Raw genomic sequence first — 17098 nt, forward strand, 5'->3', positions numbered from 1 at the left:
TCAGTGCTCACGCTCCGTGATCGGGGCCCCGTCCCGCAGGGGCGAGGGGAGCGGGAGCTTTCGCGGTGAGGAGGTAACGACGGTGAAGACCGCAGTGCCCTGCTACTACCACCTCGACGTGGAAGTCAGCCCGGAACGGGTGGGTCAGGTCAGCCGAATTCTGGCCGCTCACCTCAGGTACTGGGACCTGGAGACGCTTGTGAAGCCCGTCTGCCGCGGCGCTGAGATGCTGCTGCGGGCCATCGACGAGCACGCGAGGGACAAGAACACCTCGATCGAGATGTGGTGGAACGGCCAGCACCTCATCACCGCCATCGGCGACAACGACCGCGCCGTGCGCCCGGACCACGAACTGCGCGCCTGCCTCCAGCACCTCGCCGCCATGAGCGACGGCTGGGGCTGCTGCGCCACCGAGACCGGAGCCAAGGTCATCTGGTTCTCCCAGCGTGCCCGCGCCGGCGAACGCGCCCCGCTCGTACCGGCGGCCCCCGCGCCCAGCCTGCGCGAGGCCCGCGGCGTGCCGCGCGAGATGCCCGTCACGGCCCTGGCCGGCGCGGGTGCCCCGGACGGCGTACCGGAGGAGGCCCGGTGACCGGGCGTCGCCGCCGCACAGGGGTGCCCGCCTGGAGCGGGCACCCCTACCCGCTGGGAGCCGCATTCGACGGCCAGGGCACCAACTTCGCCCTGTTCAGCGAGGTCGCCGAACGCGTCGAGCTGGTCCTCGTCGACGACAAGGACCGGCACACCGCGATCCCGCTCACCGAGGTCGACGGCTTCGTCTGGCACGGCTACCTGCCCGGTGTGGGCCCGGGACAGCGTTACGGCTACCGGGTCCACGGCCCCTGGGCCCCGGGCCTCGGCCACCGGTGCAATCCGGCCAAGCTGCTGCTGGACCCGTACAGCCGGGCGGTCGACGGCCAGGTGGACAACCACGCCTCCCTCTTCGAGCGCACCCCCGGCGCCCCGTCCGAGGCCGACAGCGCCGGGCACACCATGCTGGGCGTGGTCACCGACCCGTCCTTCGACTGGGGCGACGACTGCCCGCCCCGGCGGCCGTACGCCGACACGGTCGTCTACGAGGCGCATGTGCGGGGCCTCACCCGCACCCACCCCCACGTCCCGCCGAACCTGCGGGGCACCTACGCCGGACTCGCCCACCCCGCCGTCGTCGAGCACCTGACGTCCCTCGGGGTGACCGCCGTCGAGCTGATGCCGGTCCACCAGTACGTCCAGGACGGCGTCCTGCTCGACCGGGGCCTGTCCAACTACTGGGGCTACAACACGATCGGCTTCTTCGCGCCGCACAACGCCTACGCCGCCCACGGCACCCGCGGTGAGCAGGTGAACGAGTTCAAGTCGATGGTGAAGGCGCTGCACGAGGCCGGGCTCGAAGTGATCCTCGACGTGGTCTACAACCACACCGCCGAGGGCAACGAGCGCGGCCCCACCCTGTCCTTCCGCGGCATCGACAACGCCTCGTACTACCGCCTGGTGGACGGGGACTGGGCGCACTACTACGACACCACCGGCACGGGCAACAGCCTGCTGATGCGCCACCCGTACGTACTCCAGCTGATCATGGACTCGCTGCGCTACTGGGTCACCGAGATGCACGTCGACGGCTTCCGCTTCGATCTCGCGGCAACCCTGGCCCGCCAGTTCCACGAGGTGGACCGGCTCTCGGCGTTCTTCGACATCATCCAGCAGGATCCGGTGATCAGCAGGGTCAAGCTGATCGCCGAACCGTGGGACGTGGGGGAGGGCGGCTACCAGGTCGGCAACTTCCCGCCGCTGTGGTCGGAGTGGAACGGCAAGTACCGGGACGCCGTACGGGACTTCTGGCGCGCCGAGCCCGGTTCGCTCGGCGAGTTCGCCTCCCGGCTGACCGGCTCCTCCGACCTGTACGCGCACAGTCGGCGCCGTCCGCGGGCCAGCGTCAACTTCGTGACCGCGCACGACGGCTTCACCCTGCGCGACCTGGTCTCCTACAACGACAAGCACAACGAGGCCAACGGCGAGGACAACCAGGACGGCGAGAGCCACAACCGGTCCTGGAACTGCGGCGCCGAGGGCGGGACCGACGACCCGGCCGTGCTGCGCCTGCGCGCCCGCCAGCAGCGCAACTTCCTGGTCACGCTGCTGCTGTCGCAGGGCATCCCCATGCTCTGCCACGGCGACGAGCTGGGCCGGACCCAGCGCGGCAACAACAACGCCTACTGCCAGGACAACGAGATCTCCTGGGTCGACTGGCGCCTCACGGACGATCAGCGCGCCCTCGCCGACTTCACCCGGTACGTCATCGCGCTGCGCGCCCGCCACCCCGTGCTGCGCCGCCGCCGCTTCTTCCAGGGCGAGACGGCGACCCGCCCCGACCAGCCGCTGCCCGACCTGGTGTGGCTGCTGCCGGACGGCCGGGAGATGACCGACGAGGACTGGCAGCGCTCCGACGCCCACTCCCTCGCCGTCTTCCTCAACGGCGACGCCATCGCCGAACCCGACTGGTGCGGGCGCCCGGTCGTGGACGACTCGTTCCTGCTGCTGCTCAACGCCTACTGGGAGCCGGTGGAGTTCCACCTGCCGGACCGCGCCTACGGCGAACGCTGGACGACCCTGATCGACACCGCCGAGGCCCAGGGACCCCCGGACGAGTCCGAGCACAAGGCGGGCACGTCCCTCCTGGTCGAACACCGCAGCCTGGTACTCCTGTCGCGTCCGTCCCGCGCGGTACCGGCGACGCCGGCATGATCCGAACGACCGGCCCCAGCTAGCGGACGTGCCGGGAGGTGACCGTGAACTGCGCCCCGTCCGGGTCCCTCAGCACCGCCTCGTCGCTCCCCTTCGACAGCACGCTGCCCCCGTGGAGTTCCGCAGCCCGCGCACACCCCTCGACGTCCCCCACCGCGAAGTGAACCTGCCAGTGCGGCCGGATGGTCGGGTCGGGCGCGGCCTCCAGCGCACCCGACTCGATACGCGCGACGATGTCGCCGCCGCTGCGCAGCACGACCTCGCCGCCCTCGTAGCGGACCTCGCAGCACCCGGGCCGTTCCGACGCCCAGTCCAGGACCTCCCCGTAGAACATGGCGGCGTCGAAGGCGTCACGCGTGTGGAGGCGGATGAACGTCGGCGCGGCGCGCCGCCACGTCTCCCAGTTGGAGAAGAGTTCGCCCTCCCAGACACCGAAGGTCGCGCCGTCCCGGTCGGCCAGCAGCGCCGCCCGCCCCGGCGGCAGCGAGAGCGGCCCGACCGCCGCGGTGCCGCCCCGCTCCTGCACCCGCGCCACGGCGTCGTCCGCGCTCGGCACGGCGAAGTAGGGCGTCCAGGCCACGGCCATCTGCCACATCGAGGCGACCGCGCCGATCCCTGCCACCGGCACGCTCTGCGCCAGCGCGACCCGGAAGCGGTCGCCGAGCTTGGCCGGTCGCCATCGCCAGCCGAGGACGGCGGAGTAGAACAGCTGGGTGGCTTCGAGATCGCGGCTGGTCAGGCTCACCCAGCAGGGCGCGCCGAACACGGAGTGTGTGGACACGACCTCGGCCGTGCTACTGGAGGATCTTGCGTCGTGGTTCATGGCAGTCGCGTCCTGGTCTTCGCCCGACCGGCGGCCACCGGTCTTCTCCCAGTGTCCAGCCGGATCCGCTCCGGAGCCTGTCGAGTACCCCCGGCTCGACGGCCAAACGGCCGAGCGCGGGGGCCGTCGTTCACTGGCAGACGCTCGACCGAGAGACGACTATGGGAGCGTGACGCCGGTACCGAGCGAACCCGCCGACGAGACCCACCGGATCGCTGAGCTGGAGGAGCAGATCGACCAGCTCAAGGAAGCGGTGGTCTCGCACGCTGTCGTGGACCAGGCGATCGGGATGGTCGTCGCGCTGGGCCGCGTCTCCCCCGACGAGGGGTGGGCGATCCTCAGAGAGGTCTCGCAGCACACCAACATCAAGCTCCGCCGCGTCGCGGAACTGATCATCATCTGGGGCCGGATGGGGGAGATGCCGCCCGAGATCCGCGTCGAACTCTCAGACGCTCTGGAGCGTCACGGCCCGACGCAGATTCCGGGCTCGGCAGCGGAGTGATCCACTCCTTTCGAGTCCGGTCGAGGTCGAGGTCATCGAGTCGAGGTTCGAGGTCAGCGGGCTTCGGCGAGCAGTTCCTCGCGCAGATGGGCGAAGCAGCCGCTCAGCAGCCGGGAGACATGCATCTGCGAGATGCCCAGCTGCTGCGCGATGCGGCTCTGCGTCATCCCGCCGAAGAACCGGAGGTAGAGGATGGTCCGCTCACGCTCCGGCAGCTTCTGCAGGCACGGTTTGACGGCCACGCGGTCGACGACCACGTCGTACGCCGGGTCCGGGCCGCCGATGGCGTCCCCCAGCGCGTAACCGTCGGTACCGGGCATCTCCGCCTCCAGCGACAGTGCCGAGAAGCACTCCAGGGCTTCCATGCCGGTGCGTACCTCCGCCTCGGTCAGATGCGCGTGCTCGGCGATCTCGGCGACGGTGGGGGTGCGGCCCGGGGCGCTCTGCGACAACTCCTTCGCGGAACTGCGCACCCGGTTGCGCAGGTCCTGGACCCGGCGCGGTACGTGCAGCGTCCACATGTGATCACGGAAGTGCCGCTTGATCTCGCCGGTGATGGTGGGCACCGCGTACGCCTCGAAGGCGTGGCCGCGTGCCGGGTCGTAGTGGTCGACGGCCTTCACCAGCCCCAGGGCTGCCACCTGGTACAGGTCCTCCAGGGACTCGCCGCGGCCCTTGAACCGGACGGCGATGCGCTCGGCCATGGGCAGCCAGGCCTGTACCAGTTCGTCCCTGAGGACCTTGCGCTCCGGACCGTCGGGCAGTGCCACGAGCCGGTCGAACGCCGCGGCCGTGTCGGGGGCGTCGTCGTGCGGGTGCTGCTTCGTCCTGGTGGTGGCACTCATCTGGTGCGCACCTCCCTTAGCAGGTGCTGGTTGGACAGACACCATGGGAGGCGTGGTTCGGGCCACCAGGAGACATCCTGGGCCAGTCGAGGCCGACTCCCACGGACGTGCCTCCTGTCCGAAGCACATACACCAAGATACCCTCCCAATCCGCACCTGCAACAGATTTCGTGAATACGACTACGTGTTACTGCGGGACAACCGTGCGTCGGCGGAGCGCCCGGGCCGACTGTTGCTGCTGGTCACGGGCTGGCCGGTGGTCGGATCCGCCCCGCGCCGCCCCGCCGTGCACTCGGCTGCGCCGTCCCGCCGCGACCCGCCGCCCCGTGTGTCGCCGGCGCTCGTCCGCCGCTCGACCGGTCGGCTTGTCGATCTTGGCGTGGAACGTGATGTGCGGCACGTGGATGAGGTCGGTCGTCCGGCCGGAAAGCGCATTCTGGCAGCCCACGGCTTGATCGGTGATCAAGGGTGCGAATGGGCTGGCCACCGCGCATTCTGCTCATTTGACAGTGCACTGAGCCCAAAGATAGGAAGCAGCTCTCTGGGTCGAGAGGTGGATTGTGTACGAGCCGAACGTGGTCGGGGACTGGCACGAGTACGACGAGCATGCCGGTCTGCGTGTCCGCGTCCACCGACTGGAAGCCGCCGAGCCGCCGCGCGGTCGGGACGACGCAGCCGAGGGGCTCACGTACTTCAGGGTGCGTGTCACCGTCGAGAACCGCGGCGACCGGCACCTCGGCATCCACCTCGAGGACGGCCAGATCGACGTGCGGATCGGCCGCGACGGGGAGGCGGCCTTCATCGACTGGCGCAACTCGCAGTTCATCGAGGGCTTCGACGTCTACCCGCTGCGCCGGGCCACCGCCGTGCTGTACGCCGCCGGCCCCGAAGCGAGCCTGAACCAGGTCGATGTGCAGATCCAGCTGCGTGTCGAGGAGGAGTGGGCGGACCGTCGGCTGTGGAGCGGCGGCCTCGGCCTCCAGGAGGGTTCCCTCGGCGCCCACGCCGCCACCCTGCGGGACGGCCTCGCGCTCCAGGTGAGCAACTTCCTGCGCGAGCAGGCCGAAGAGGGCACCGCCTGACGGATCCGCCGGAGGCCGGGCTGCCGGCGGCGCGCGGTGCGTCGTCGTGCGCTCTCCGCTGCCGTGCGCGACGTGAGCTCTCCGCTGCCGTGCGCCCGGCGTCGCCTCACCGCCCGGGCCAAGATCGCCCGGATGGCGTCGGTGGGTGGAACGGCTAGTGCGGAATGCCGTCGATGATCTCGCGGGCGCCCTGCCGCAGCAGCGCCACGGCCACCGACGTGCCGAGGGTGGCCGGGTCCAGACGGCCGGCCCATTCGTGGGCGTTGAGGCGGGTCTTGCCGTCGGGGGTGAAGACACAGGCCCGCAGGGACAGTTCGCCGCTGCGGTCCACGCGCGCGTACCCGGCGATCGGGCTGTTGCAGTGCCCCTGCAGGACGTGCAGGAACATGCGCTCGGCGGTGGCCTCCCGGTGGGTGTCGGGGTCGCCGAGGCCGCTGACGGCGTCGATGAGCGCGCTGTCACCCTCGCGGCACTGCAGCGCGAGGATGCCCGCGCCGATCGGCGGCATCATCGCCTCGGGGGAGAGGACCTCGCTGATCACGTCCTCGCGCCCGATGCGCTCAAGGCCGGACACCGCCAGCAGCAGCGCGTCCGCCTCACCCGCCGCCAGCTTCTCCAGCCGGCGGTTGGCGTTGCCCCGGAAGGGCACGCACTCCAGGTGCGGGTGGGTCGCGGCCAACTGGGCGACGCGGCGCACGGAGGAGGTGCCGATGCGGGTGCCGTCCGGCAGCTCGTCCAGGGTGAGGCCGCCGGGATGCACGAGGGCGTCCCGGATGTCGTCCCGCTTCAGGAACGCGGCGAAGGTCGTGCCCGCGGGCAGCGGCCGGTCGGCGGGGATGTCCTTGACGCAGTGCACCGCGAGATCGGCCTCGCCCGCCAGCAGCGCCGCGTCGACCTCCTTGGTGAACGCGCCCTTGCCCTCGACCTGGGAAAGATCGCCCATCCACTTGTCGCCGGTCGTCTTCACCGGCACGACCTCGGTGCGGACACCGGGATGAAGGGCCGCCAACTCGGCGCGGACGCGCTCCACCTGGGCGAGTGCCATCGGCGAGTCGCGGGAGACGATACGGATCAGCTCAGGGACGGACATGCGGACACGATAGACCCTCGCGCCCTGCCGCCTTCGCCGTACCGGCGGATCTCCCGCCCCGGTGGCCGAGCACGGCGGCCGCCACTCGAAGGGGTGCAGGTCCGGGGCGCCGGGCCCCCTCGCCGTCCTCGCCGTCCCGTCCGCCACCACGGACCGGCCCGCCGCCACGCCCTGTTCAGGCCAGGGGCCGGCTGATCTCCACCGCCCGCAGGGCGGCCGTGAGGGCGGGTTCGTCGCCGACGTCCAGTGCGGTGTCGGTGAACTTGACGACGTGCTCGTCGCCGTGGGCGAGGGCCCGCTCCAGCACCTCCTCGGCGGTGAGCCGGGCCGCTGGGGTGTAGACGACGGGTTCCTTCGGCGCGTACATCGCGGTGACCGCCGCGGACGCCGTCCACGCGGCGTGCAGGCTCGGCGCCCACAGCTCGCGCGGCAGTGAATCCAGCGTCCGCAGCACCGCGTTGGGGGCGGTCGCCGCGTGCACGAGCATGGTCTCCTCGCCGTGGCCGTGGGTGGCGTAGCGGTGTGTCGCGGCACGGACGAGCTCGGCGAGGCGCTCGCGGGCCGTGTCCGGGTCGGTCACGTCGCCGGCCCAGACGGGCAGTCGGCGCACCGCGGCCAGACGGGCCGGAAACTCGTCGTCGGACTCCTCGACCGCGGGAACGGCGTCCAGCGACCGGGCGGCGGTCGGCGCACCCGGCAGCGCGGTGATACCGGAGACGGGCTGGTGCCGGGCGGCCCAGTAGCCGAGCGCGTGGGCCAGTTCGGTGACGCGGGGCGCGTTCTCGCCGTGCCGCAGGGCGCGCACGGCGTGGCCGACCCGGATCACCGGATGCGTGGAGCCGCCGTACAGCCCGGGCAGCAGGCGCGGCCACCATACGGCGAGGACGCTTCTCCAGGGCCGCTCGGCGAGGGCGCGGGTGAAATGGTCGGTCCAGTCCGCGGCGCGGCGTACGTCACCGAGTGCCGTGCGCCAGTCGGCCTCGGTCACGGGTGCCACGCGGTCCGGAAATTCCTCGAGCTTGCTCTCGTACCGGTCGAGCCACCGGTGCACGGCGTCTGACCGTCCGTTCGCCGCGAGTGCCTCGACGACCATCGGGGCGTGGTTCGAAAGCCGGCCGAGCCGCTCGGGGCCGGACGCGTGGAGTCGTTCCAGGGCTTCTTCGAGCTGCCCGCTCGTGTCGTGCGTGTCCATGCCGTCGACGCTATGCGTGCCCGGCGATCACCGGATCGGGCCCGGGGAGGAACCGGGGGTGCCCTCGGTCCTAGGCCCCGAGCCCGAGCCGGGACGCTGTCAGGCGTAGGGGTCGAAGGGGATGCCGGACGGCTTGGCCGAGGCCAGGTTGCCCGGGAAACTGCCGTCCTTCAGACCGAAGTTGGCGCTGCCGAAGTCGTGGGTGACCAGCTTGTCGCGCACGCCCGCCGGGTAGCCGTTCCAGCCCACCAGTGGCGGGTACTGCCAGGTTCTCTTGTGGTTCTCGGGCGGTTCGTCGTTCGAGTTGGCCAGGCGGAAGCAGTGGGTGCTGATGCCGTCCTTGTGGTAGACGATCTTCGGATGCGTGCCCTCGAAGCGGACCTTGGCGGCGGCGTGCACGGTGTACGAGCCGTGGTTGGACGTCGAGACGTACTGCACCTGGCCGTTCTGCACCCACACCACGACGTGCTCCCAGTCGTGCCGGTGCCCGCCGATGCCGGTGCCCGACAGTGCCTGGTCCTTCTCGAAGTACAGGTCGTACATGTAGGCGCACCAGCCGTTGTTGCACTTGTAGCGCGAGTACGCGTTCGTGTTGTCGAGGTCCGAGGCGTCCCGGCAGTCGCCGCTGAGCGAACCACTGGGCTTGAGGCCGCCGTTGACGGTTCCGTCGGGGCCGATGGCGGGGGTCGAGTAACAGCCGTCGGTGTCGTAGTCGTACGTCGGCTGGTACGTCCTCTCTGCCGCCTCGGCGTTGGCGGGCAGTGCCCCCGGCGGGGCGGCGAAGGCGGTGCCGGGGAAGGCGACGACCAGGACGGCGGCACCGGTGAGCCCGGTGAGCCATCTCCTGCGGTGCATGCGGGACGTAGGTGACGACACTGCGTCCTCCTCCTGATTCGGGCGCAGCCCAACGGTCATGGGGGGAAAGGCAGTTCAGGATGCTGGCTTTTCCCTGCCGTGCCAAGAGCCACGGACGTACCGCCGGTAACGATCAGCGCAACACTTGCGGCTGACGCCGTGTCACAGTGGGGTGTCCGGCAGGTCGGCCGCCGACTCCTCGGGTGTGAGGTCGGGCCTCAACCGCAGCCAGGACGGCTGGCGCAGCAGCCCGGAGCGGGTGCGGACGCTGTAGCGGACCTCCCCGACCAGCCGGGGCAGCACCCAGCGCGCGCCGGGCACGCGCGGAGCGGGATCGAAGGGGCAGGTGTCCGTCGCGGACGCCCGCAGCAGTTCGGCCAGATGCGTCCGCTCGGCCTCGCTCCAGCCGGTGCCCACGCTGCCGACGTACCGCAGCCGGCCCGCCGCGCGCTGGCCGACCAGGACCGCTCCCGGCAGGCCGGTGAGCCGTCCCTTGCCCGGCAGCCAGCCGCCGACGATGACGTCCTCACTGACCATGTTGCGGATCTTGATCCAGGCGCGGGAACGCACCCCGGGCTCGTACACCGAGTCCAGCCGTTTGCACAGGAGCCCCTCCAGACCGTGCTCGCGCGTCGCCCGCAGGGCCTCGGCGCCGTGCCCGACCAGCGCGGACGGCGTCGACCAGTACGGCCCGGCAAGGCCCAGCTCCTCCAGCCGCCCGCGGCGCCGGCTGTAGGGCAGCGCGACGAGGGACCGGCCCGCCAGGTGCATCACGTCGAACAGCACGAGATGGACAGGGGTCCGGGCCGCCATCCGCGCGGCCCGAGCGGGCGCGTGCGCCAGGCCCATGCGGGATTGCAGCAGTTGGAAGTCGGCGCGCCCCTCGGCGTCCAGCGCCAGGATCTCCCCGTCGAGCACGGCGGGCGTGCCGCCGAGCGCGCCGCCCAGCGGACGCAGTTCCGGATAGGCGGCCGTGATGTCCTCGCCGGAACGGGCGCGCAGCAGCAGGCTGCCGTCCCCCTCTACATAGACCACCGCGCGCTGGCCGTCCTGCTTGGTCTCGTACGCCCAGCGCGCGTCCTGCGCGGCGGGCGGCAGGGTGCCGGGCGTGGCGAGCATGGGAGGGATCAGCGGCAGGCTCACGGGTCAGTTCTCGACGATCCCGCCCCTCGCCACGCGCTCCCGCCGCCGTTTTCCCCTGAACGGCGGCCGTGGCGTCACTGCCCCCCGTTCGGCGGTACGGCCCGTACCAGCCCCGACTGGTAGGCCATCACGACGAGTTGCGCGCGGTCGCGGGCGCCGGGCTTCGTCATGGCGCGGTGGACGTGGGTGCGCCGTGTGATCAGCCTGCGGGTCGCGGCGGGGGAGACCAGGGACTCGCCGGCCGCCACGGTGCGGATGCCGTCGAGCAGCACGTCCGCGGTGACGTCCTTGCCCATGAAGTCGCCGGCGCCGGCCCGCAACGCCTGTGCGACGTACTCGTCGATCTCGAAGGTGGTGAGGATCAGCACCCGCACCGCCGCCGGACCGGGATCGGCACAGATCGCGGACGTGGCGGCCGGTCCGCCGGTGCCCGGCATGCGCATGCCCATCAGGACCACGTGGGGCCGATGGACCCGGGCGAGATCGATGGCCTCGGCGCCGTCGGCGGCCTCACCGACCACCTCCATGTCCGCACAGGCACAGCAGGGACGATGACGGCTTGGGCGGGTGGCGAGCCGTGATCTACCCTCCGGTAGCATCCGGCGGCAGGCCATCCAAGGAGGAACCGTGCCCCGGTCCCAACGCTCCCCCCTGCTGCTCGCCGGCCTGCTGGCCACCGCGGGCGTCGCCCACTTCGCCGCTCCCCGACAGTTCGACGCGATCGTGCCCGGCGTCCTGCCGGGTACGCCACGGACCTGGACGTACGCCAGCGGCGCCGCCGAACTCGCGCTCGCGGCCGGTCTGGCGCTGCCCCGCACCCGCAAGGCCGCCGCGCTCGCCACGGCGGCCTTCTTCGTCGGGGTGTTCCCCGCGAACGTGAAGATGGCCGCCGACTGGCGCCACCGCCCCGCCCGGCAGAAGGCCGCCGCCTTCAGCAGGCTGCCGCTGCAGGTACCCCTGGTGCTGTGGGCCCGGGGCGTCGCCAGGAACGCGCAGGGCCGGTCATGAGCGCCCGAGTGGAGGTCGGCGACAAGGTCGAGGACTTCGCACTGCCGGACGAGACGGGCACCGTGCGCAGCCTGTCCGAACTGCTCGCCGCCGGACCGGTGGTGCTCTTCTTCTACCCGGCCGCCCTCACGCCGGGCTGCACCGCGCAGGCCTGCCACTTCCGTGACCTCGCCACCGAGTTCGCCGCCGTCGGCGCGCACCCGGTGGGCATCAGCGGCGACGCGGTCGAACGCCAGCAGGAGTTCGCCGACCGGCACACGCTCGGCATGCCGCTGCTGTCCGACGCCGACGGGACGGTGAGGGAGCGGTTCGGCGTCTCCCGCGGCTTCTCGCTGGCGCCCACCAAGCGGGTCACCTTCGTCATCGGGCAGGACCGCACGGTCCTGGAGGTCGTCCGCAGCGAGCTGCGCATGAACGCCCACGCCGACCGGGCCCTCGCCGCGCTGCGCAAGTGAGCGCGCCCCCGGGCCGCCCGGCGGCATCCGCACGCCGTCGGGCGGCTTCGGCGCGACCGCCGGGGCACCGCGGTTGATGAGGTGCCCCGGAAGACTCATCCTGGACGGCATGGAGCACGTCTCCACCGCGGCACAGGAGCCCGCCGCGGTGATCATCGATGCCCAGGGTGCGGTCACCGGGTGGAGCGAGGGCGCCCAGCGGCTCACGGGCCTGACAGCCGGGGATGCCCTGGGACGTCCCGCGCGGGAGCTGCTCGCCGAGGCACCGCCCCCCGAAGCCCTGACGGCCCTGACCGGCACCGCCGTACTGCGCCACCAGGACGGCTCCACCGTCGCCGTGCCCGTGACGGCGTGCGCGCTGCTGGGCGCGGACGGCGCACCGGGCGGCTACGTGATCACCACCTCTGCGTCCGACGGCGCCGAGCCCTCACTCGCCGAGCTGGCCTTCCAGCAGGCGTCCATGTCCATGTCCGTCTTCGACACCGGGCAACGCTATCTGCGCCTCAACGAAGCGGCCTGCAAGGTCATGGGCGTACCGGAGGCCGTCCTGCTCGGCCGCCACTTCCCGGAGACGGTGGGGAACGAGGAGCACAGCCGGGGCTTCCTGTGGCATCTGCGCCAGGTCGCGCAGACCGGAGCGCCGCTGCGCTACGAGAGCTACGCGGGGGCACCGGCCCTGAACCGGGAGCACTCCTGGACCACCGACATGTGGCCCGTGCGGGACTCCTCCGGCCGGCTGGTCGGGACCGCGCTGGCCGCGTTCGACAGCACCGAGCAGTACTGGGCCCGGCAACGGCTGGCCCTGCTGAACGAGGCGGCGGCCGGCATCGGCACCACCCTGGACGTGGTGCGCACCGCCGAGGAACTGATCGAGGTCGTGGTGCCCCGGTTCGCCGACTTCGCCAGTGTGGACCTGTTCGACTGGGTGCTGGGAGCGGAGGAACCCCCGGCGCTGGCCGGCACGGACGTCGCGCTGCGCCGGATCGCCCACGGATCGGCGACCGAGGGCACCCCGGAAGCCGCCGTGCACCTCGGTGAACTGGACCACTACCCGCCGTTCTCGCCGCCGGCCCGAGCGATCCTCGAGGGCCGCGTGGTCCACAGCCAGGCGGGCGAGCCGGCGTTCATGCGGTGGGTCGCGGAGCGCAACGCCCGGTCACCGGCCGGCCGGCAGTACCGGGTGGGCGCCCACTCGATGATGGCGGTGCCCCTGCGGGCCCGCGGCACCACGCTGGGTGTCGCGGTGGTCGTACGCATGGGGCAGCCCGACGACTACGGCGCGGACGACGCCGTCTTCGCCGAGGAACTCGGCAGCCGGGCCGCGGTCTGCGTCGACAACGCCCGCCGCTTCGCACGGGAACGCACCACCGCGCTGACCCTCCAGCACAACCTGCTGCCCCGCGGGCTGCCCGGACAGGCCGCCGTCGAGGTGGCCCACCGCTATCGGCCCTCCGGTTCCCAGGCAGGCATAGGCGGCGACTGGTTCGACGTGATCCCGCTGTCCGGCGGCCGCGTCGCCCTCGTCGTCGGCGACGTCGTGGGGCACGGCATCCCCTCGTCGGCCACCATGGGCCGGCTCTGCACGGCCGTACGCACCCTCGCCGACGTGGACCTGCCGCCCGACGAGCTCCTCACCCACCTCGACGACCTCGTCACCCACCTCGCCGGGGACGACACCAACGAGGTGGCCGAGCTGGGCGCCACCTGCCTGTACTCCGTCTACGACCCCGTCACGCGGCGTCTCGCCCTGGCCGCGGCAGGCCACCCGCCGCCGGTCCTCGTGCTGCCCGACGGAACCACCCAGGTCATCGAGCTGAGCGCCGGGCCCCCGCTCGGCGTCGGAGGGCTGCCCTTCGAGGCGGTGGAGGTGGAGCTGCCGGAGAACTCCCTGGTCGCCCTGTACACGGACGGCCTCATCGAGGACCGCGACCGCGACATCGACCACGCGACCGGTGAACTGTGCCGCGCGCTGACCGCGCCCGCCGAGAGCCTCGACGCCCTGTGCGACAGCGTCCTGAAGGCCGTGCTGCCTGAAGACCCCGGTGACGACGTGGCCCTGCTGCTGGCCCGCACCCGGGCCCTGGGCGCGGACCGCATCGCCACCTGGGACGTACGGCCGGACCCCGAGCACGTGGCGGCCACCCGTCAGGCCGCGACGGAGCAGCTGACCGAATGGGGGCTGGACGAGGCGGCCTTCGTCACCGAACTCGTCGTCAGCGAACTCGTCACCAACGCCATCCGGTACGGCGCACCGCCCATCCAGCTCCGTCTGATCCGCGACCGCACTCTCATCTGCGAGGTGTCCGACGGCAGCGCCACCTCCCCGCACCTGCGCCGGGCCCACGCCTACGACGAGGGCGGCCGGGGACTGCTGCTCGTCGCCCAGCTCACCCAGCGCTGGGGCAGCCGGCAGACCGGCAGCGGCAAGACGATCTGGGCCGAGCAGCCGCTGCCGCCGACATGAGCCCCGCCGACGGGCCGGTCACTCGAACGGGCAGCCGGGGTTCGGCGCGTCCTGGGAGAACGGCGCGCCGTGCGGCAGCACGTACAGCACGTCGAGGACCACCGGCGTGCCGCCCTCGTTGCGGCCGATGTGCACGTTGCCGGGGCCCGCGGGTTCCTGGATGAAGCTGCCCTTCGGGTAGACACCGTCGGACACGCAGGTGGAGTCGTAGTGGCTCAGCGTGCCCTGCCGGGTGAAGGCGTACAGGGGTCCGTCGTGGTAGTGCCAGCCGGTGGCCTGGCCGGGCGGAATGGTGACCTCGCGAAGTATGTAGTCGGTGTCCCCGACGGTCTTCTGACTGATCGTGCGTGCCGTGACGCCGGGGCCGGGCGCAGTGGCCTGGGCCGGACCGGTGACCAGGACGGTGGCGGCTGCCACGGCGCCGGTGACGGCGATGCGGAGCGCGGGGCGCATACGAGGGCCTCCTGGGACGGGAGCTGCTGTCGCCGTGAACATAGAGGCCGGCACGGGTGGTTGAGGGCGGAACGACAACATCCGCCGAATTCAGGGACGCGACCGCAGCCCCGAGCGGGAGAGCAGCGCGTGCCGCCCACCCGCACGGCCGGGGCCGCACACCTGCCGATCCGCAAACCTGGTCGCCACCGTCACCCTTCGTCGCCGTCGGCGGCGACCTGGGCGAGGGTACGGCCGGTCCGCACCGAGCGGGCCCGGTACGGGTCGGGGGTGCCGTGCCCGCGCGCCCGCCCCCTGCCGGCCTTCACCAGCAGCCATGCCTCCCGGTCGCCGTCCCGTCCGTCGCGGATCCGGGTGAGCGCGTACTCGCCGTGCAGCTTCGAGCCGTTCAGCCGGAACGTGGCGTGTCCGCGCTCCAGGGACTCACCGAAGTCGACGGGCCGGCCTTTGCGGTCGTGGGACAACGGCTCGTACGTGCCGTTGTCCCAGACGATCACCGTGCCGCCGCCGTACTCGCCCTGGGGGATCACGCCCTCGAACTCCTCGTACTCCAGCGGATGGTCCTCGGTGGGCATGGCGAGCCGCTTGTCGCTGGGATCGCCGGAGGGGCCCTTCGGCACCGACCAGGACTTGAGCACGTCGTCCACCTGGAGCCGGAAGTCGAAGTGCAGGGTGCGGGCGTCATGGATCTGCACGACGAACCGAGGCTCCTCGCCGGGGGCCGCCGTGCTTCCCTCCGGCTCGCGGGTCCGCCCGAAGTCCCGTTTGCCATGATATTCGCGCAGTCGGTCCTTCCCGCTCATGAACGCCTCCTTCACGCGGGCACCGCGAGGCCCTTCCCGCCTGGACCCGAGTACCCGCCGGGACGCCCGCGACGCGCGTCAGAACTCCGCGTGCGCCTCATCGGTCGCCCGCCGCTCCCCGGCTCGGCCGGTGAGGCTCATCGCGGACGAGGGGTGCTGCGCGAGCGGGGGCGGCACACGGCGAACCGGCCCGGCGGGAGCGGTACTCGGGTGCGGTCGCTCCGTGCCCGATCCGGTGGGCGCGGTGTCGAAGGGGGTGGCGGGGCGACCGGCGCGCCGCGGAGCGGGGCGGTCGACGAGCTGACGGTCCCGGGACCACCGGTGCACCGAAGGTCCTTCGGCAGCCGGGTGCGCCGGGGCGCTGTCGCCATGTGCACCGAACCTGCCACGATCACCCTGGGACCGGCTCCGACCGGAGCCGGTGCGGACGACCGACGGAGCGCGCATGACGACGGACAGGGCCCCCGCCGACGGGACGGACCACATCGCGGGAATCGAGGTGAAACCGGTCGCCGGGCACATCGGCGCGGAGGTCACGGGCGTCGACCTGGCCGGGGAGCTGGACGACGCCGTGGTCGCCGCGATCCGGCAGGCGGTGCTGCGCTGGAAGGTCGTGTTCTTCCGTGGGCAGCGGCTGGACCACGCCGGGCATGTGGCGTTCGCGCGCCGGTTCGGCGAGCCGGTGGTGCTGGGCAAGCGGGGCAGCGCCTCACCGGCGGGGGTGCCCGAGGTCGAGACCACCGCCGACCGGCTGGAGCTGGGCGGGAAGTTCGGCATGGAGCACGACGAGTGGCTGCGGCGGCGCCGCCACACCCTGCTGCGCGGCTGGCACTGCGACCACGGCGCGCGCCTCGACCCGCCCGCCGCGACGATCCTGCGCGCCGAGACCGTGCCCCCGTACGGCGGCGACACCACCTGGTCGAACCTGGCGGCCGCGTACGCCGGACTGTCGGGCCCCGTGCGGGAGTTCGTGGACGGGCTGCGGGCCGAGCACCGTCTGGGCGTCGGCTACCAGCCGAGGCCCGGCGACGACGCGTACGTCCGCCATCTCCTGGACCACCAGGTCGCCTCGTTGCATCCGCTGGTACGCGTCCATCCGGAGACGGGGGAACGCGTGTTGTACGTCAACGGCTACTACGTCGAGCAGATCGCAGACCTCTCGCGGGCCGAGAGCCGCGCGATCCTCGACATGCTCTTGGAGCAGGCCGTACGGCCCGAGTACACGGTCCGCTTCCGCTGGGAGCCCGGCAGCGTGGCCTTCTGGGACAACCGTGCCACCATCCACCTCGCCCCGAGCGACAACGCCCACCTCGGCCACCCCCGGATCATGCACCGGGTGATGCTCGCCGGTGACGTGCCGGTCGGCGTGGACGGCAAGCCTTCCGAGCCGATCACCGGGACCGCAGCGGGGCGCTGGTAGCGGAGGGCCGGTCCGTCGGGCGCGGCCGCGCGGTGGGCGGACCCGACCCCGGGGGCCTGGGCGGATCCGGCTCGTGCGGAGTCGGCCGCACCCCCTCCGGCCGGGGTGAACCGTTCGACGAAACTGATCGTCGTACAGGTGAATGATCGAAAACGCCCGTGCCGGTACCGGATCCCGGCAGGGCCGGTCCGCGGGCGCGCGTTCCGTGGGACGAGGAA

General features: G+C 72.2%; 16 protein-coding genes and 1 pseudogene. 8 read left to right on the plus strand and 9 right to left on the minus strand.

The genetic code is table 11. From position 1 onward, the window contains the following. The first annotated feature begins 82 nt into the window (after positions 1 to 82). On the plus strand, positions 83 to 592 hold the full coding sequence (locus ACFYNL_RS04300; RefSeq protein ID WP_388796145.1) for a pep a2: 510 nt from the start codon (positions 83 to 85) through the stop codon (positions 590 to 592). Then, on the plus strand, positions 589 to 2745 hold the full coding sequence (glgX, locus tag ACFYNL_RS04305; protein ID WP_388796147.1) for a glycogen debranching protein GlgX: 2157 nt from the start codon (positions 589 to 591) through the stop codon (positions 2743 to 2745). Before ACFYNL_RS04300 ends, glgX begins: the two co-directional genes overlap by 4 nt. A 19-nt stretch (positions 2746 to 2764) precedes the next feature. On the opposite strand, the gene ACFYNL_RS04310 is transcribed toward glgX, so the two are convergent. Then, on the minus strand, positions 2765 to 3568 hold the full coding sequence (locus tag ACFYNL_RS04310) for a VOC family protein (protein ID WP_388796149.1): 804 nt from the start codon (positions 3566 to 3568) through the stop codon (positions 2765 to 2767). Positions 3569 to 3737: 169 nt separating this feature from the next. Here ACFYNL_RS04310 and ACFYNL_RS04315 point away from each other — a divergent pair, with 169 nt between their 5' ends. Continuing rightward, entirely contained in the window at positions 3738 to 4070 is a 333-nt protein-coding gene (locus ACFYNL_RS04315) for an ANTAR domain-containing protein (protein ID WP_388796152.1), read from the plus strand. A gap of 53 nt (positions 4071 to 4123) precedes the next feature. Here ACFYNL_RS04315 and ACFYNL_RS04320 read toward each other — a convergent pair whose 3' ends face one another. Then, on the minus strand, positions 4124 to 4915 hold the full coding sequence (locus ACFYNL_RS04320) for an RNA polymerase sigma factor SigF (protein WP_388796155.1): 792 nt from the start codon (positions 4913 to 4915) through the stop codon (positions 4124 to 4126). Positions 4916 to 5475: 560 nt separating this feature from the next. Here ACFYNL_RS04320 and ACFYNL_RS04325 point away from each other — a divergent pair. Next, positions 5476 to 5997, plus strand: a complete 522-nt coding sequence (locus ACFYNL_RS04325; protein ID WP_388796158.1) for a hypothetical protein — start codon at positions 5476 to 5478, stop codon at positions 5995 to 5997. A 154-nt stretch (positions 5998 to 6151) separates the two neighbouring features. Here the strand turns inward: ACFYNL_RS04325 and hemC are convergent, their stop codons facing one another. From hemC to ACFYNL_RS04350, 5 genes and pseudogenes are all read right to left on the minus strand, one after another. Then, a complete protein-coding gene (gene hemC / locus ACFYNL_RS04330; protein WP_388796161.1) occupies positions 6152 to 7087 on the minus strand; it encodes a hydroxymethylbilane synthase in 936 nt (311 codons plus the stop codon). A 175-nt stretch (positions 7088 to 7262) separates the two neighbouring features. After that, positions 7263 to 8279, minus strand: coding sequence for a questin oxidase family protein (locus tag ACFYNL_RS04335; protein WP_388796164.1), 1017 nt, complete (start codon positions 8277 to 8279; stop codon positions 7263 to 7265). 99 nt (positions 8280 to 8378) lie between these two features. Then, positions 8379 to 9155, minus strand: coding sequence for an NPP1 family protein (locus ACFYNL_RS04340; protein ID WP_388796167.1), 777 nt, complete (start codon positions 9153 to 9155; stop codon positions 8379 to 8381). Positions 9156 to 9296: 141 nt separating this feature from the next. Beyond that, on the minus strand, positions 9297 to 10277 hold the full coding sequence (locus ACFYNL_RS04345; RefSeq protein ID WP_388796170.1) for an ATP-dependent DNA ligase: 981 nt from the start codon (positions 10275 to 10277) through the stop codon (positions 9297 to 9299). Between the two features lie 74 nt (positions 10278 to 10351). After that, positions 10352 to 10816, minus strand: a pseudogene (locus ACFYNL_RS04350) (response regulator); the annotation flags it as partial. An 88-nt stretch (positions 10817 to 10904) separates the two neighbouring features. Here ACFYNL_RS04350 and ACFYNL_RS04355 point away from each other — a divergent pair. The 3 genes from ACFYNL_RS04355 to ACFYNL_RS04365 all read left to right on the plus strand — a co-directional run bounded on the left by ACFYNL_RS04355 (position 10905) and on the right by ACFYNL_RS04365 (position 14204). Continuing rightward, positions 10905 to 11285, plus strand: coding sequence for a DoxX family protein (locus tag ACFYNL_RS04355; protein ID WP_388796173.1), 381 nt, complete (start codon positions 10905 to 10907; stop codon positions 11283 to 11285). Beyond that, positions 11282 to 11740 carry a peroxiredoxin gene (locus ACFYNL_RS04360; RefSeq protein WP_388796176.1) on the plus strand — a complete coding sequence of 153 codons (459 nt, stop codon included), beginning with the start codon at positions 11282 to 11284 and terminating at the stop codon, positions 11738 to 11740. The genes ACFYNL_RS04355 and ACFYNL_RS04360 overlap by 4 nt, the downstream gene beginning before the upstream one ends. A 109-nt stretch (positions 11741 to 11849) precedes the next feature. Continuing rightward, positions 11850 to 14204 carry a SpoIIE family protein phosphatase gene (locus tag ACFYNL_RS04365; protein WP_388796179.1) on the plus strand — a complete coding sequence of 785 codons (2355 nt, stop codon included), beginning with the start codon at positions 11850 to 11852 and terminating at the stop codon, positions 14202 to 14204. Between the two features lie 18 nt (positions 14205 to 14222). On the opposite strand, the gene ACFYNL_RS04370 is transcribed toward ACFYNL_RS04365, so the two are convergent. Then, positions 14223 to 14657, minus strand: coding sequence for a cupin domain-containing protein (locus ACFYNL_RS04370; protein WP_388796182.1), 435 nt, complete (start codon positions 14655 to 14657; stop codon positions 14223 to 14225). Between the two features lie 191 nt (positions 14658 to 14848). Continuing rightward, positions 14849 to 15460 carry a DNA polymerase ligase N-terminal domain-containing protein gene (locus ACFYNL_RS04375; RefSeq protein ID WP_388796185.1) on the minus strand — a complete coding sequence of 204 codons (612 nt, stop codon included), beginning with the start codon at positions 15458 to 15460 and terminating at the stop codon, positions 14849 to 14851. 445 nt (positions 15461 to 15905) lie between these two features. On the opposite strand from ACFYNL_RS04375, the gene ACFYNL_RS04380 reads away from it, so the two are divergent. Continuing rightward, positions 15906 to 16880 carry a TauD/TfdA dioxygenase family protein gene (locus ACFYNL_RS04380; protein WP_388796188.1) on the plus strand — a complete coding sequence of 325 codons (975 nt, stop codon included), beginning with the start codon at positions 15906 to 15908 and terminating at the stop codon, positions 16878 to 16880. Positions 16881 to 17098 lie beyond the last annotated feature (218 nt).

The sequence above is a fragment of the Streptomyces sp. NPDC007808 genome (assembly GCF_042868655.1).
Lineage (GTDB): Bacteria > Actinomycetota > Actinomycetes > Streptomycetales > Streptomycetaceae > Streptomyces.